Genomic DNA, 17,423 nt, shown 5'->3' on the forward strand with positions numbered 1-17,423 from the left:
GCCCGTTAACCGCCTAGTCACAACAAATTTTTTATGCTAAAGAAAACATTTAAATGGGTCGGTATTGTTCTGGCCTGCATTTTTTCGCTGTTGATAATCGCTTACGCTTACATCTATTTGAGCACCGAGGCGAGGTTCAATAAAAAGTATTCGTTTCGGGAAGATCCTGTTACACTGTCTACAGACTCCGCTGTACTATCCAGAGGAGCCCACCTGGTGGCGATCAAAGCATGCGACGATTGCCATGGACCCGATTTGGCTGGCAAGGTGTTTATTGACGACCCATTACTTGGGAGAATCGTTTCCTCGAACCTCACATCCGGTAAAGGCGGTCGCCCGTCGGACTACGGCGTAGCTGATTGGCTCAAAGCGCTTAGGCACGCAGTAAACAAGGAGGGCAAACCTTTATTGTTTATGCCATCGCACGAAATCGTTCAGCTTAGCAAAGCGGACATAGTCGCTATTTTGTCATACCTCCAGACAATTCCACCTGTAGATAGCGACCTGCCAACACACGACATCCGCTTTCTTGGAAGAATACTCACCCATTTTGATAAGGTCCCGTTGCTGCCCGTCGACATGATCGATCATAACATGGGCTGGCCCAAAGAAGTAGAGGAAAATGTATCGGCTGCTTTTGGCAAGTATCTGGTAGCTGTATGCACCGGATGCCACAGAGAGAACCTCAAAGGGGGAGGACCAATCGCTCCCGGATTGCCCCCTGTTGCTGATATCACCTCCACAGGCAGAGCTGGTCAAATGACAGAAGAGCAGTTCATGAATACCCTAAGAACCGGAATTACTCCAGAAGGAAGAACTCTTGATCCAAAAGAAATGCCCTGGCCCATTACCTCAAAGTATACAGAAACAGAGCTAAAAGCCATTTATGCTTATCTCAAATCAATATAAGAGAACGTCATTTTTTTGTCTGTACGTCGGAAATCAATGAGCATGTTTGCGTAGTGTGAACCGGCAATTTTTTTGGCCAGGAAACTTCCTGGCCATTTTTTTTGAACTTTCTTTCATAAAACGCATTATAACTCCATCGGCATTGTTGATACCGTTAACCTTCATAAAGAGAAAAACATTAGTTTTGCAGGCTGACAAATGTAAATGGCTGAATTCGACCTTATTACTTTACCTAACGGTATTAGATTAATCCACAAGCAGGTAGCTTCAACAAAAATCGCTCACGTTGGCATCATGCTGGACGTTGGGAGCAGAGATGAGTCGCCCGACCAACTCGGCATCGCCCACTTCTGGGAGCATATGGCTTTTAAGGGCACCAAAAAAAGGAAGTCGTTCCACATCCTTAACCGACTCGACTCTCTCGGAGGAGAGCTCAATGCCTACACCACCAAAGAAAAGATTTGCTTTTATGCCAGCGTCCTCGACCTTCACCTGGAAAAGGCGCTCGAGCTTCTTACCGATATCACTTTCAACTCCACCTTTCCCGAAAAGCAAATCGAAAAAGAACGAAATGTGATCCTGGAGGAAATGTCGATGTATAAAGACAATCCGGAAGACGCCATCATGGATGATTTTGACGAGGTTGTTTTTGCAAAGCACCCGCTGGGACACAATATACTCGGCACTCAGGAAACCGTCGGAGGGTTCAGTCAAAATGATTTCAGAAGGTTTTTAGAAGAAAACCTCGACTCTGAAAGAATGGTCGTTTCCACGGTAGGCAATTTTTCTTTGAAGAAAATAGAACGGCTGGTGCGAAAACACCTCAACGACTCGCCAACTTTTAGTTCTTCTAAGCAGCGGAAGTTGTTTGGCCCTTATCGCCCATCGTCTCTATCAGAAGTGAAGCCCATCACACAGGCTCAATGTGCCATAGGCCGACCTGCCTACAAAATAGCCGACGAACGAAGAATTCCCTTTTTCATGCTGGCCAATATTCTGGGAGGGCCCGGGATGAATTCCCGACTGAATATGTCGCTCAGAGAAAAGTATGGCTACGTGTATTCCATTGACGCCAGCTATAACCCTTATGTCGACACAGGGTTGTTCTCAGTATTCTTCGGCACTGACCCCAGGCATATTTCCAGAAGCTTCCAGCTGATCCAAAAAGAGTTTGCCATGCTGAGAGAAAGAAAACTCGGAGAGGTACAATTTCACAAAGCCAGGGAGCAGCTCATGGGGCAACTGGCCATGAGCGAAGAAAACAATGGCAGCATGATGCTGATGATGGCCAAAAGTCTGCTGGATATGGGCTCTGTTCCCAGTTTGGAAAATGTGTTTCAGGACATTCGAAAGATCACCAGGGAGCATATCATAGAACTTGCCAATGAAATGCTGGTTGACGATGACATGAGCACACTGGTGTTTGTGCCAGAAAATGGCAAAGTCAACCACTAGCAACAACTATCCTACTCTTTGAGAAATTGATACCTCATACCCCAGCTCACGGCCGGTATCACATAGTACCACTCCCCATCAGGCACAATTTTTGGCGAAAATTCCCCAAGCAGGTAAAAATTAGGAGCATTCTTAAATGGAGCTGTCCGTATGCCCAAAGGAATAGTAACGAACCCAAGCCCACCTTCGCCGCCTTCCCAGGGACTATAGCCGAGTCCAAGACCCAGGGATAACGCTACCTGATCGTTGTGCATGATGTTAGCATTTCCTATCACCTGAGGTATTCCTTTATACTCGGCTACCCGAGCATCCTCAAAAAGTGTGTAGTAGGGCTTGGTGCTTAACCGAAATTCTCCCCAAATCTTCCTCTCGAAATTGGTGCTTACTGCTATCTCTCTTCCGCTGGAAAAAAAGGCTAGTCCGCCCTGAGCGAAAGCTGAAATAGCAAATGAAACAAGAAACAGAGCAGTTAGTATAGTTTTCATAATAATTGCATTGAATTGAATCACCAATTCAATGCAATTATTATGCCCATTGAGCGGTATTTATTGATTAGGTGATGAAACAACCCTGGAATCGCCGTTGAAATCAAATATTTCAACTTGCGTTACCCCTTCAGGCACCCTGATAGTCCGTGAAGACTGCGACAGAAACCCTGATCCATAAGTCAATTCGACCCTCTCAGTTTGTCCACCGCTATGCTTCAGTAAAGCATAAAAGTCAGTTGGGTTCGTTTTTACAACTGTGCCTTTGAATGCGTCATTCGGCAAGCCAAATACCTTCAGGTCTCCCCGGTTTTGACTGGCAACAAAAATATCGTTGCCCGCAACAGAGCTCAGTCGCACAAGTGATTTAGCATCGCCCTCTACTAAGAAGCCGCTCTTAGCTGAAAGTACTGGCGAGAAATTGCCCTTACCGTCTCCAAATAGCAGCAGCCCAGTTAGTGCGTCGTATCGACCAGGAAATACCTCGTTGCCATAGTCATTGCCAACCATCAGCACATCCAGATGACCGTCGCTATTGACATCGGTTGCTACCATGCCATTGATAGGGGCTATCTGCGCCCGGATAGGTAGCGCCGTCATTTTGAAAGTGCCATTGCCCAGGTTTTCAATATAGCTTGATTTCATGTAGTTCGCCTCCAATATCAGGGCTCCTTCCAACTGCTGTTTCGTAAACAGCTCAGCCATGGTGATTTTACCAAATTGCTTGTACCTGGAGAACATTTTGCGGAACATGGGGCTCTGCGAGTTCATCTCATCCCAGAAATGGAGAGGAAACTCTTTCATCTCCCCATTGTCAGTTTTAAAGTAGCAGCTCATAATCAAGTCAACGCTGGCATTGCCATCAAAGTCTTTGGCATAAGCCCTCAAAGGTTGCTCTGCTGTTGCCCGGTAGTAGTTGTTTTCCCCAAGGTTACCCGCCACATAGTCGGTATCACCGTCTTTGTCAAAGTCGCCGGACACAATACTGTTCCACCAACCCTTTTTCTCAAGAAGCCCTGTGCTCAGATCAACTTTGTAGGCACCATCCTCGTTTTTCACAAAAGTGATTGGCATAAACTCACCAACCAACACCATATCCACCAGGCCGTCCGCATTGTAGTCGGTCCAGAGCATGTCTGTTATCATACCTGCGTCAGCAAGAAAAGGCGCCTTCGATGCCGTAATATCAACAAGACGCCCGCCCTGATTCTCCAAAAGCACGCTTTGAGAAGGATAAGGATACGATGCCGGCACTACCCGGCCACCAACAAAAACATCCAGGTCACCGTCTTTGTCAAAATCGGCTGCCCGGGCAATCGACCCACTGAACTGAAGCTTCGAAGAAACTCCGTCTACTTGCAGCTTGAAATTGCCTCTTCCGTCGTTCAAGTAGAGGTGATCGGCATACTTGTCAGACGGGAATACGTACTCACCCCCACCTGAAACAGCATATAAATCGAGGTCTCCATCAATATCGATGTCAAATAGCAGAAGGCCCATGTACTCGTTTTGCTCCACCCCTTTCTTTTCGACGCCAATCTTCTCCTGAAACGAACCGTCTGGCTTTTGAAGAAAAAACTGAATGCCCTGATTCGCTGAGCCACCTGAAATAAAGTCTTCAAGCCCATCCCCGTTGATGTCGCCTACAGCTATTGCTGGCCCGTATTGAGTAAACTTGTGAGGCAGGGTTCTTTGAAGGTTAAAATCTATTTTATCTTCTTCTTCATGGGTAAAAGCCACCTGTAGCGATTTTGTCACGTCGGCAAGTACCGTTGGTTTACCGCCTAAGGCGGGCATCTCCCTGGCAAGATTGTCTCCTGCAGAAGCTGATGAGTAATCTACCGTCAGCACCTGGTCGACCGCCACGTTAGTGAGGACGCTGGACTTGCCATCGTACCAATCGACGACAACCGAGTCGACCGACGTCGTTTTCCCCATCCCAAAATGAGCAATATCTTCTACAGAAGACAGAAAGCCTCTATAGACTGAATGGTCATGATATTGCATTTGTCCATTGCCATACTTTAAAGTAATCTTCGTGCCAAGTCCTGCTTGATTCTCTTTATTGCCCTTAAGTTTGACTCGCAGAAAGTGAATCGAATCCTGCTTCGTATTGGCTTTGCTGTTCAATGTATTTTCGTACACCAGGGCCACGTCGTCAATGGTGTTTACAACGTAATCAAGGTCTCCGTCATTGTCCAGGTCGGCAAACGCTGCACCATTGGAGAAAGTGGGTTTATAAAGCCCCCATTTTCTCGTTGCATCGGAGAAGGTCAGGTCTCCATTGTTCTCAAAAGCGAAGTTTGAAATCTTTACAACCGGGATGGAATCGACCAACATATCCGGCCCTGCGATGTTACCTACATCCGCCCGGTAGCTCGCAAAATCCTTGTCGGTAATGTCTTTGGGAAAGCCATTGGTAATCAAAAGATCTCTGTCGCCGTCGTTGTCCACATCAGCAAGCAATGGCGACCAGCTCCAGTCTGTCTCAAATATTTCCGACATGAATCCTATCTCGCTGAAAGGAATGCCTGCGCCATTATTGAGCTGCAACATATTGCGCACATGCTGGTACTCATAGTCGAACTTTTCATTGTTCACATATACCTGATAAACATTCTTTCCTATCGTCGTCTTCTTGCGAAAGTTGGTCTCTGGCAGCATATCGAGCGTTACTATGTCGACCCAACCATCGTTGTTGATATCAGCAATGTCATTGCCCATAGAAAACTGGCTTGAGTGCCTAACATATTCACCCAGCTTATTGGTAAATGTGCCATCGCCATTGTTGATGTAGAGCAGGTCGTTGCTCAAAAAGTCGTTTGACACATAAATATCAGGCCACGAGTCATTGTTGACATCGGCAATGGCTATCCCGAGGCCAAATCCCTCGTAAAGGATGCCCGCTTCCTTGTTGGCTATTGAAAAGGTGCCATCGCCGTTGTTCTTGTAGAACCTGTCAGTGTTCGGTGCTGTTCCGTCCACTATTTTGGGCCTGTAGTTGGTTGGAATTCGCCCGCTTTGCACATTGGTAAGCACGTATAGGTCAAGGTCTCCGTCTTTGTCATAGTCCAAAAAAGCAGCGTTTGTGCTCCAGCCATTGTCGTTAACACCATATTGTCTGGCCATTTCTTTGAAAGTAGGGACGCCACCCGGCGAGCCTCCCTGGTTCACAAACAACATGTTCTCTCTCCTCAAAGAATCGCCGTACATGGTGGCGCACACATAGATATCCAACCAACCGTCGGCATTTATATCCACTAAAGCGATGCCCTGGCTCCACTTGTCCGGCGCTCCTATTCCCGCTTCGGCAGAAACATCATCGAACGCCAGACCTCCCTTGTTAATGAAGAGCTTGTTGCTGGTTTGGTTGCCTGTAAAAAAAAGGTCTGTCAGACCGTCGTTATTAAAGTCGCCGGCCCCCACTCCACCCCCGTTGTAGATGTACTCGTTGGTGAGGATATTAAAGGTGTCCGATTCTATGATCGTGTTGGAAAAGTCGATGCCGGTATGGGTTGCCTGTAGCTCCCGGAAGAGTGTATCAGGCTGGGTATCACATGAGGCCAAAAGAAAAGAAGTCAGACCAATAACTGTAAGCGCTCTAAACATATCGATGAACTTTTTACTTGATTGCAAATTTAGGGCTAAATGTCATTTTGAGTAATTTTTTAACGGTTACTTAGGCGTGAAAAGAGAACAAAAAATATGGCTGGCTAAGAATAAAGACCACTTTGAAATGGTTGCAAAAAAAAAGAGGTGACGATAACCGCCACCTCTTTTCATCTATTCAAATTATTTAATGCGAATTAGTATCCGTCATTCTGCACAAGCACACCATTCATCAGGTCAATTTGACCCTGAGGAAGAGGAAGCAGAACGTCTTTAGGATCAAACGAAGCTCCGCCCATAGCATTGATAAGGATTTTGCTTTCGTAGGCGAGATATGCGTTTAGGTCTTGAGCTGCAATTCCCCAGCGAACAAGGTCATAGAACCTTTGTCCTTCGCCGGCAAGTTCCAGCTTACGCTCCATTCTCACAGCCTTCTCTGCAGCAGTCTTATCTGTCCATGGTGTGTCATAGGTGCCAATTACATAATTGGCAGCAAAGCCTGAACCGTCATACTCAGTCACCCAAGAGGCGTCGTTCGCAGCTCTCTCTCTTACCATGTTCACATACTCACGTGCTTTTTCAAGGCTACCTACCTCAATTTCGCACTCGGCAGCCATCAGCAGCACGTCAGCAAAACGAATGATATTGATGTTCATTGCAGCATAGCCTGGTGTCCATGAACTGTTGTCCTGGTATGTTCCTACGTCTGTCTTGTAGTAGACATACTTCTTAGGAGAGTAAGGGCCAGCGTTGGCCTGGTTACGAATCCAGTCAAACCCAGGGTGCTCCTGCCAGTCAAGGTAAGGAATACCACGGCGACCAATGGTGAAGTCAATTCTAGGATCAAGATTGCCTGCGTCTTCAGTAAATGCTTCATCAGACTGTAGGCCCTGATCAGTTTTCACCTCATTGGCAGGGCTATTAAATGCTCTGTCGAACAAGGGAAGACCGATTGCGTCAGTTCTGTAGTGATTGGCTAGCTCGAAAGTAGGAGCAAAAAAACCACAACAGTTGCCAGGACCATTTGCACCCGTATTGTAAGGCCAGTTAAGGTCAAACTCAGGGTTGGCATTGTTCACACTACCAGTGTTGGCAGCTGACTGATACGCCCAAATTGACTCTTCGTGATTGTCATTTTCAGCTTTGAAGATATCTGGAAACGACGCCACCAAACCTACAGTTTTACCATTGCTGGTTTTACCGCTTGTAATTACCTCATTGAACAAAGCCAAAGCAGCTGCGTGGTTATTCTGAAACAAGTTGATTTTACCCAAATAAGCAGCAGCGGCAGTTTTGTTTACACGACCTGCCTGATCTTGCGTTTCCGGTAGGTTATCGTAAGCAAATTGCATGTCAGCCACAATCTTGGGATAAAGATTCTGATCATTTCCAACTTCATCGATACCGGTACCATAATCGATTGTTTCATCAATGTAGGGTGTGTCATCAAAGTTAATTTTCAACTGAAAGTAGAAATGAGCTCTCAAGAACCGAGCCTGCGCCTCTACACTAGTTTTGAACTCATCAGAAACCCCCTCGTCAGCATCCGCAAGAAGCGCCATGACATTGTTGCATCTGGCCACACCTTCGTACCATGATGTGTATGCTTCATTGATTACTCCCTGAGTAGGAAGGTACTCATACCGCTGAATTGGGTTGATGTCAGAGAAATCACCAGGGTCAGTGCCCTTGTTGTGTTCCCCACCACGGATGCTGCCCCAAACCCAATTGGAAGCAGACCCCATCCTACGGTTTCTGCCATTCACCTGTGAATAAGCAGCTATCAAAGACCCATCTATGCCTTTGGCAGAAGTAAGCTGAGCCCTTGAAAGTGTTCCCGTAGGGGCAATTTCAAGAAACTCGTCCTTACAACCGATCACCAGAACCGTTAAGGCAACAAACAGGCCTGCGGCTCCTTTTATTATGTTTTTTTTCATGGTCATCATTCTTTTATATTTTTCAAAAACATCAATATTAAATTGATCGTTTAATCAAATTGTTTTTAGAAGCCGAGTTGAATACCGCCCGTGAATCCCTTTGTGATAGGATAGTTTCCTACATCAACACCAAAGTTGATATCAGCGTTACCACCAACTGATGGATCAAGTCCCTCATACCCTGTAATAGTCATCAGGTTGTTAGCAGAAACGAACACTCTCAACTGAGTCATTTTCAACCTTGACAACAAGTCAGCCGGCATTTTGTAACCTAGAGTGATGTTCTGCAATCTTAAGTACGATCCATTCTCTACATAGTAAGAATTGGCTTGAGTGTTGGTGCTAAAGTTTGAAGACTTGTCAAACACTGGCTGATTGCTACCTGTATTGGTAGGGCTCCAGCTATCCTTTACACGTTCAGCAATGGCTGCACCTGCAAATGATGGATAGAAATCAGTGAACCAACGTGACTGGTTCCAAATCTCGTTACCTATAGAAGTGTAGAAATAGGCAGCAAGGTCAAAGTTTTTGTATCCAAGAGAGAAAGTAAGACCTCCTGTGAACGGAGCAACAGGACTACCCAGGAATTTTCTATCATCCTCTGTGATTTTTCCATCACCATCCAAATCTCTGTAACGGAAGTGGCCTGGAGCTGCTCCAGCCTGAAATTCAGTACTTCCATCTCCGTCAAGTGAATTGGCTGAAGTAACTTCAGCAGCTGACTGCCACAAACTTTCAACCTCATACCCCCAGAAGCTTGACAAGGTGTAACCAACAGGGTTACGGATTGGAGCAATTCCTCTATAGGTAGTTGTACCATCAGTAAAGAACAGAAGGTCACCATCCAGTTTCACGATCTCATTCTTAAGAAGAGATCCTGTCACATTCACTTCATAAGTAAGGTCTGAAGTAAGGTTGCCTCTGTTGATCAACTGCAAGTCGATACCCTGGTTCCTCATTTCGCCAATGTTAACCGATGGTGCAGCCGCATAAACGCCTAAAGGAAGTGGTACTGGTAGGTTGAACAAAAGGTCTTTGGTGTCTTTTCTCCAGAAGTCAACAATTACGTCCAACTTGCCATCGAACAATGTACCGTCGATACCAATGTTTTGCGTAACGGAAGTCTCCCACTTGGCAGCAGCGTTACCAATTCTACTTCTGTAGAAACCAGCTGCATTACCGTTAGATCCAGCAATATCATAAGAAGAGTTGGCGATTGTAGTTGCATACAAACTGTACTGGTTGTTAGGGTTCACGTTATTGGAGTTACCCATAGTGCCGTAACCACCTCTGATTTTCAAATCATCAATAAAGGTAAGTGATGACATGAAGCTTTCAGAGGAAAGCCTCCAGGCTGCAGAAAAGGCAGGGAATACACCGTACCTGTTTTCAGCACCAAAGCGGGAAGAACCATCACGGCGAATCACCGCACTAAAGATATACTTATCGTTCAGGATATAATTCGCTCTACCAAAATAAGAAGAGAAGTTAACCCCCTTGTCATAGTAACTATTGGGTGGGTTCCTTGATCCTAGTGTGGAAATCGTCACGAAATCTGGATCCTGAGAAAATGGATTCAAACCGTCAGCGCTCATACCACGAGATCTGCCAGTGTTCAATGCTTCCTGACCTACCAAGAGGTCTATATTGTGTACACCGAATGTCTTCTTATAGTTTGCCGTGTTGGTAAAGTTCCACTGAAAACCCCAGTTAGCACTTTCACTGTAGCTAAATGCTGAGTTGTTCTCAGAGTTCTCATACTGACGACGGCCATAGCCCCAGCTATAACCTGCTCCATACTGACCACCTACGTTGGTTCTCAGTGTCAAGCCTGGAATCGGATCGTACTCAAGATAGACGTTACCAAAGCCGCTTCCATTGAAGCCTCTGTTGTTTTTCTGACCGTCTCTTGTTGCTACAGGGTTACGTGGGTTGTTGAAACCTTTAGAAGCAGTACCAGCATAGCCGCCGAACTCGTCATATACAGGGATGATGGTTGGCATACGGAAAGCTGAAAGGATATCGTTTTCATCATCCGCTACGCCTTGTCCGCCTTCATTTCCTTGCTGAGCAAGCACCGAACGATAAGTGAACTGCATGTTTTCACCAAAACGCAGATTAGGAAGCAGGTCAAACTCAGAGTTAGCCCTGAAGGAATATCTTTTGAATTGGTTGTACGTTACGATACCAGCCTGATCCTGTGCACTCAAAGAGAAGTAGAAACGGCTTCTGTCGGTACCACCATGCAATCCCAAAGTTTGTCTTTGAAGTGGCGCTACTCTTGTAATGGCATCATACCAGTCAGTTCCTGCGCCAGTAGCCGCTCTTGTGATCTGATAAACAGAACCCGCAGCGGGATCCACATTGTACATTGCAGCTTCTGCGGCGGTATAGGTGCCTATACGGCCAGACTCACCACCAACGCTCAAGAAATCAGGCAATACTGGTGAAGAACCAGTACCAAACTGAGGATGGCTGAAAACTGGCTCACGGCTTTCAATGCGTGCCTGGTTGCGCTCAGCATTCCATGTCCACTCAGCAAAGTCAGCAGGGTTCATCATTTCAATTCCCTTTCCAGGAAATGTCATACCAAACATGCTGTTGTAATCAATACTGATCTTCTTAGCTGTCTTAGAGCCTTTCTTGGTAGTGTATACAATTACACCATTAGCCGCTCTTGCACCATAGATAGAAGCAGCAGCCGCATCTTTCAAAACCGTAGTTGACTCGATGTCATCAGGGCTAAGGAAGTTGGTGTCTCCTACAGGAACACCGTCTACTACGTAAAGAGGAGCGTTACCACCGAATGCGCCGAAACCCCTTACCCTGATCTGGCTGGTTGAACCAGGCTGACCATTGGTAATTACGTTTACACCGGCAATACGACCAGCCAATGACTGCTCTACGTTACCCGTTGGGATAACTGCGATGTCTTTCGGCTTTACAGTTGAGATAGAACCGGAAGTTTCACGGCGGTTATCAACTGTGTAACCAGTGATTACCAGTTCCTGAAGCTGCTTTACGTCGAGCGCAAGAGGAACATCAATCACACTTCTTGACCCTACTTCCACTTCCTGGGTAACGTACCCAATGAAGGAGAAAGAAAGTCTCGCACCAGAGCCAACCGAAAGGGAATAGTTTCCGTTAAGGTCAGTCACTGTACCATTGGAAGTTCCTACTTCCAATACGCTCACACCAGGGAAACCTTCCCCAGTTTCGGAATCTGTTATCTTTCCTGTTACTTGTCTGTTCTGTGCAGAGGCATCAGGAGCCACTGCTAGCAGAGCCAGGCAGATCAAAGGAAAAATGTACTTCAGTAATCCTTTTTTCATAAAAATGTAGTTTAAGTGAAGTTGTATATAATTGTTTGAAAAAGGCATCGTTGAATTCGGGCAAGCCATTTCAGCTCAGATACATTCTACTGCATCTGAACAAACCAATAGTCAGTTACGAACAAAGAGGTACTGAAAGTGAAATGGAAAAGCTTGCGCCTGGAACTGTCGCAGAAGGTGCACTCGGAAATGGCGCACAGCGTTTGGGGCACTTGTAACTAAGAACCATAAAACAAATAATTTAAGTAGGTATTGTTCTGAGCAATTGTCGAATTTAAAGAAATTATTTGTTAACGTGTCAAGTTTTCCCAAGAAAATTTGACTGCAATCGATTGCGGGAAATCCGTTTAAATCGTTTGCGTAACCGTTTTCGACTAATTATTCCTTAAATCCGCTCCCAGATTTATTTCGGGGATCAATATAAAACAGATTTTATACTTTTCCGATATTCCCAAAAAAATCTCACATAACTATTTGGCAATGAAAATGTGAATTATTCAAGGCTTGAGTTCCATTGTTAAAACGAGCAACCAACTCCCTCGCTATTATTGAAAAAATCATGTAAAACGATCTCGAAAGCCTACTTTTGAATTAATTGTTACGCTAGCAAATATTTTACAGCCGTATTATGGATTTCATAGATGCTGACCTCTTCCGCTATATTGAAGGGCACACTGAACCCGAGCCAGAGCTGCTCGGAAGATTGAACAGGCATACACATCTTAATGTGCTCAGGCCACGAATGCTTTCGGGGCACTTCCAGGGCCGGGTGCTCTCAATGTTTTCACACATGATCAAACCCACATCAATTCTTGAAATTGGTACCTACACCGGCTATTCGGCCATTTGCCTTGCCGAGGGGCTACAGCAAAATGGAAAGCTGACCACCATAGATATTAATGGGGAGCTTGAAAGCATTGTAAGGAGATTCATAGGCGATTCGCCATACGGAGAGCAAATCAAGTATATTATTGGTGATGCCATGGTAGAGGTTCCAAAACTGGATGCGACTTTTGACCTTGTATTCATTGATGCTGACAAAGCAAACTATACTAACTACTTTGACCTGGTGATTGACAAAGTGAAGCCAGGCGGATACATAATGGCCGACAACGTGCTCTGGAGCGGCAAAGTACTGGAGAAGAACAGAAAAAAGGATGACCCCGATACGCTCACTATTCTGGCATTTAACAAAAAAGTGGCCGACGATCCCCGGGTGCAAAACGTATTGCTTCCAATCAGAGATGGCCTTATGATGCTCAGGAAGATATAGTTGCTTTAACTATTACTTTGCTGTGGGCAATGTAATGAGTTGGAGTCCAGCAAGATATACTTCGATGTTTGACGATAACTACCTGAATACTAGTAGCTTACTTTGGAATTGGCTATTCATTTGTAACTTTGTTTCGAATATTTCCCAACTGGTGTATGCTGGCAAAGTGCCATTTTCGATTCCTTCTCCTAATTATTATCTTCTTCCCGGCAATTGATGGGCTGGCCGATACCGCCGCACCAAGGGTTCCATCTCAAATGGACTTTGCTGGCATGAAGCTCAAAATTACAGATGCAGCACGGTCTGATATCCAGCAGCAAGTAGACGCCCTGAGGGCTTCCGACAGATACTTCCGCTTAAGGCTTGATTTGGTGTTGCTGTACTTCCCCATTATCGAAAGAGTAATGAAGGAAGAAAACCTGCCCGACGATATTAAATACCTGGTGATACAGGAGAGCGGCCTGGTTTCTGATGCGGTTTCTTCTTCCAATGCGGTTGGGTTCTGGATGTTCAAAGAGCCAGCAGGCCGGGAAGTGGGCCTACGCATCGACAAGTATGTGGACGAACGGCTCAATATTGTTTCCTCTACCAGAGGAGCCTGTAAGTACATTAAGCGGCATAACTTCTTCTTTAATAACTGGGTTTACTCGGTGATAGCACACAATACAGGGAAGACCGGCGCTGAAAAGCACGTGAACAAATCCAATTTCGGCGCCGACAAGATGACCATTGATAAGGACACACACTGGTATTTTAAGACTTTTCTGGCTCACATGATCGCCTTTCAGGACGAATTGGGCGGACGTCCTTCATCGGGCCTGGAGTTGAGAGAATATACGAAGGGAGCGGACAAGCCGCTTGACAAAATATCGAAAGAGCTGAAGGCAGACGAGGCACTGGTATTTCAATACAACAAATGGTTAAAGAGAGGCCCGGTACCCAGTGAAAAGGAATACTCGGTGATCATTCCTGTGCAAAAAGGCGATAAAGTGGATCTCATTGCCAAAAATGAGCAAAAGCAAAGCCCGGCAGCCTCACCTTCTGCCGATAGCGAGGAAATAGTGGCGCCGGACGAAAATGCCATCTTGATTCAGGAAAAGTACCCTGATTTGAAAAAAACCATCGACAGTCGTATTGCTTCATTCATAGTGGAAATAAATGGGATTCCGGCCATTATCGCTACAAAACGTGATGACCTGAAAACGCTGGCGGCCAAATCGGGGGTGGACGTGACAAAGCTTGAGAAGTTCAATGACTTGCGTCCAAACCAGGCCCTTGAAGAAGGGCAGGTCTATTACCTGAAAAACAAACATTGGAGGTCTAACATTTACTATCATACCGTTAGGCAAGGAGAAACGCTCTGGGAGGTCTCGCAGGAGTACGGCATTAAGCTCAATCAACTGGCAAGAAAAAATAGAATGTTTACCATCGACAAACCTGAGGTGGGCCGGGTGCTTTGGCTCAGGCAAAGACGACCCTCTTCAGTGGATGTAGAGATAAAAGATAACAGTGAAGACTATTTGCCGGCCATTGTCAAAAGTGAGCCTGCACCGCCCCCACGCAGGGAACCAGCGGTAGTGGTGCGGGAGGAAGAAATACAAGTGACAGAGGCCGTAGAGCCTTTTGATGAGGAGCCCGCTTTGGCGACGGAAGAGCTGACGTTCGAAGATCAAAAAGAGCCCGAACCTGTTCTCAATGCCTCAAGTGTTGAACAAGAAAAGCAAGAGGAGCGGGTTTTGACTCCTGCCAACGAAGCCGCCCGGGATATTCATGTTGTAAACAAGGGTGAAACCCTGTACGGTATTGCCCGGCACTATGGAGTCACCAAAGCTGAGCTACAGCAATGGAATGACCTTTCCGACAACAGTATACTTTCGATAGGACAAGAGCTTCTGTTGATCAAGCGAGACACCAGTGATGTAAAGGAGGTTTTAAATCCGTCGGTGCTACCAGCCAACAGGGTGACGGTGCATGTGGTGCAACCCGGCGAAACGATGTATTCCATTGCCAGAAAATACGATATCGCTATAGAAAAACTGATGAAAATGAACGATAAATCAAATTTTGTCCTTTCGATTGGTGAAAACCTAAAAGTTACTGATTGATTTTTTTTCTCCCCTTAACAGCGTAAATTTAAAGTTAAAATCTCAGTCAGTCAGCTTTTTCATTTTGTTACTCGTTTCTTTTTATCACACAACCTGACAGTTTAGCCCAGAGCTTTTATTAAGTGGAAGAATTTGAACTAAATAATACCCCGAAAGTGAACCTTGTCATGCTGGTGGATGACAATGACACAGACAATTTTCTCAGTAAGAAGATAATGGAGCATGTCAATTTTTCCGAAAACATACTGATAAAAAATACGGGGAAAAGCGCACTTGAATACCTACACCAAAACCAGAACGACCCCGAAAAAATACCCGACATCATTTTCCTTGATATCAATATGCCCATTGTGGATGGCTTCGTGTTCCTTTATGAGTATGAAAACTTCCCCCCTCAGCTACACGAAAAAATCAAAGTGGTCGTATTGTCAAGTTCCAACAACAAAAGGGACATCAACCAGTTTTTGAACAACAGGTTTGTTCACCAGTTTATTTCCAAGCCATTGAGTGAAAAAGCCCTGATGGAGCTGGCCGCCACAGAGGCCTAAAAATCGGTATCTAAATAAAGCTTTTCTTTCAGTTTAAGCAGCAAAGGCTGCTTCTCGGCCAGGTAGTTGAACTTCTCCTTGTCAGTATAGAGTCTCTGCTTTAATTCTGCCTCTTTAATCGTTATCCGCAGTGTGATAGTTGGGTTCGAAAGCTCCTTTCTCAAAAACTGAACTAGCTCAGTTTCCTCTACTTTCAAAAATTTACGTTCAATGTCTGTAGACAGCTCTATTTCAACCACCGACTCCTCTCTCTTCAGCAATGGCTTCTTGAAAATCATCTTCAGTGAGTCGGAAATTTTGCCCGCTGATTTCTGCAGCGCAAATTTCTGCCAGGCTTCGGCGAGTTGGTCTAGCGTGTAATCGGACGAAGGATGCTGACTAACAGCCTCAGCCTCGTGGGCGTCATCCGGCTTCGCTTCCTGCACTACTTCCTTCCTTTCCGCCTTGACGGGAAAAATGCTCGGGGTTTCTTTCTTCTCCGTGCCGCTCTTGTAGGTGGTTACAACCGGACGAGGTGCAGCTGTTCCTACTACACCATTGGTTTCGATGGGCTTTTCAGCTGTTAGCTCACTTTTTTTTTTGCCCCATTTTCAGGGGCGGGCAAGCTGGCTAGAGAAAACGCTGCGTTCAAATGCGTCAGCTTCATAAGCGCCAGCTCCACGTGAAGGCGTTGGTTTTTGCTGGCCTTATATTGTATGTCGCACTGGCTCAAAATGTTCAGCCCCGAGAGCAGGAAAGAAAGAGAGGTTTTCGAAGATTGGTCGCTATATTTTGTTTTGATGCTCTGCGCCACCTGCAAGAGTGAAATCGTTTCCTTGTCTTTGCAAACCATCAAATTGCGAAGATGCTCGCTGAGCCCATTGATAAAATTGTGCCCATCAAAGCCGCTTCTGATTATTTCATCAAAAATGAGCAGTACGCCTGACAGGTTTTCTTCCAAAAAGAAATCTACAACCTTAAAATAATAGTCGTAGTCAAGAATGTGGAGGTTCTTGATGGTGTCCTGATAGGTGATTTTGTTGCCAGACGAAAAGGTGACAATCAGGTCGAAAATGGAAAGTGCATCTCTTAGAGCACCATCTGCTTTCTGCGAGATCAGGTGCAGCGCTTCTTCTTCAGCCTCAATCCCTTCATTCTTGGCAATTTTTTGCAACTGAGTCGTAATGTCCGAAATCTCAATCCGGTTGAAATCATAAATCTGACAACGGGAAAGGATGGTGGGGATCACTTTGTGCTTCTCTGTGGTAGCCAAAATAAAAATGGCATAAGACGGTGGCTCCTCCAGGGTCTTCAAAAACGCATTGAAGGCCTGGGTGGAGAGCATGTGCACCTCATCGATGATATATACTTTGTAGTTGCCCTGCTGGGGTGGGTACCGCACCTGATCGATCAGGTTCCTGATGTCGTCGACCGAGTTGTTGGAAGCGGCATCAAGTTCGTAAATGTTCAGGTTGTTGCCAGTAGCCAGCGGATTAGCGTTGTCGAATCCGTTGATCATACGGGCGACAATACGGGCGCAGGTAGTTTTGCCTACGCCTCTGGGCCCGCAAAACAGCAATGCCTGGGCCAGATGATTCTGGTCGATGGCGTTTTTAAGGGTGGTGGTGATATGCTCCTGACCTACAACCTCATCAAAACCAAGGGGACGATATTTTCTTGCTGATACTACAAAGCTTTCCATGGGGCACTCTCTATCGAGCAGGCAATTTATCCTGAATCGGAAATTAAATGAAATGAAAGAGGAGTTAATATAAGGGAGGAGGAGAAAAG

The 17,423-nt window shown here is 45.7% G+C and carries 11 protein-coding genes; 5 read left to right on the forward strand and 6 right to left on the reverse strand.

The annotated features are described in order from the left end of the window. The first annotated feature begins 33 nt into the window (after positions 1-33). Positions 34-909 carry a cytochrome c gene (locus GC130_RS23735; RefSeq protein ID WP_152000859.1) on the forward strand — a complete coding sequence of 292 codons (876 nt, stop codon included), beginning with the start codon at positions 34-36 and terminating at the stop codon, positions 907-909. A gap of 204 nt (positions 910-1,113) precedes the next feature. Beyond that, positions 1,114-2,364 (forward strand): pitrilysin family protein, encoded by a 1,251-nt coding sequence (locus GC130_RS23740; protein WP_152000860.1) that lies wholly within the window; start codon positions 1,114-1,116, stop codon positions 2,362-2,364. Between the two features lie 11 nt (positions 2,365-2,375). Here the strand turns inward: GC130_RS23740 and GC130_RS23745 are convergent, their stop codons facing one another. The 4 genes from GC130_RS23745 to GC130_RS23760 all read right to left on the reverse strand — a co-directional run bounded on the left by GC130_RS23745 (position 2,376) and on the right by GC130_RS23760 (position 11,727). Beyond that, on the reverse strand, positions 2,376-2,849 hold the full coding sequence (locus GC130_RS23745) for a hypothetical protein (RefSeq protein WP_152000861.1): 474 nt from the start codon (positions 2,847-2,849) through the stop codon (positions 2,376-2,378). A gap of 60 nt (positions 2,850-2,909) precedes the next feature. Then, complete coding sequence (locus GC130_RS23750; protein ID WP_152000862.1) at positions 2,910-6,458, reverse strand: VCBS repeat-containing protein; 3,549 nt, start codon at positions 6,456-6,458, stop codon at positions 2,910-2,912. Positions 6,459-6,655: 197 nt separating this feature from the next. Beyond that, positions 6,656-8,395, reverse strand: coding sequence for a RagB/SusD family nutrient uptake outer membrane protein (locus GC130_RS23755; protein WP_152000863.1), 1,740 nt, complete (start codon positions 8,393-8,395; stop codon positions 6,656-6,658). A 65-nt stretch (positions 8,396-8,460) separates the two neighbouring features. Next, a complete protein-coding gene (locus tag GC130_RS23760; protein ID WP_152000864.1) occupies positions 8,461-11,727 on the reverse strand; it encodes a TonB-dependent receptor in 3,267 nt (1,088 codons plus the stop codon). A gap of 628 nt (positions 11,728-12,355) precedes the next feature. On the opposite strand from GC130_RS23760, the gene GC130_RS23765 reads away from it, so the two are divergent. From GC130_RS23765 to GC130_RS23775, 3 genes are all read left to right on the forward strand, one after another. Then, positions 12,356-13,000, forward strand: a complete 645-nt coding sequence (locus GC130_RS23765) for an O-methyltransferase (protein ID WP_152000865.1) — start codon at positions 12,356-12,358, stop codon at positions 12,998-13,000. A 155-nt stretch (positions 13,001-13,155) separates the two neighbouring features. Then, a complete protein-coding gene (locus tag GC130_RS23770) occupies positions 13,156-15,105 on the forward strand; it encodes a LysM peptidoglycan-binding domain-containing protein (RefSeq protein ID WP_152000866.1) in 1,950 nt (649 codons plus the stop codon). 122 nt (positions 15,106-15,227) lie between these two features. Continuing rightward, positions 15,228-15,653 carry a response regulator gene (locus GC130_RS23775; RefSeq protein ID WP_370455845.1) on the forward strand — a complete coding sequence of 142 codons (426 nt, stop codon included), beginning with the start codon at positions 15,228-15,230 and terminating at the stop codon, positions 15,651-15,653. Here GC130_RS23775 and GC130_RS23780 read toward each other — a convergent pair. Beyond that, positions 15,650-16,078 carry a hypothetical protein gene (locus GC130_RS23780; protein ID WP_152000867.1) on the reverse strand — a complete coding sequence of 143 codons (429 nt, stop codon included), beginning with the start codon at positions 16,076-16,078 and terminating at the stop codon, positions 15,650-15,652. The genes GC130_RS23775 and GC130_RS23780 overlap by 4 nt on opposite strands. 137 nt (positions 16,079-16,215) lie before the next feature. Next, positions 16,216-17,334, reverse strand: a complete 1,119-nt coding sequence (dnaX, locus tag GC130_RS23785; RefSeq protein ID WP_152000868.1) for a DNA polymerase III subunit gamma/tau — start codon at positions 17,332-17,334, stop codon at positions 16,216-16,218. Positions 17,335-17,423 lie beyond the last annotated feature (89 nt).

The organism is Imperialibacter sp. EC-SDR9, assembly GCF_902498805.1.
In the GTDB taxonomy this organism is placed as follows: domain Bacteria; phylum Bacteroidota; class Bacteroidia; order Cytophagales; family Cyclobacteriaceae; genus Imperialibacter.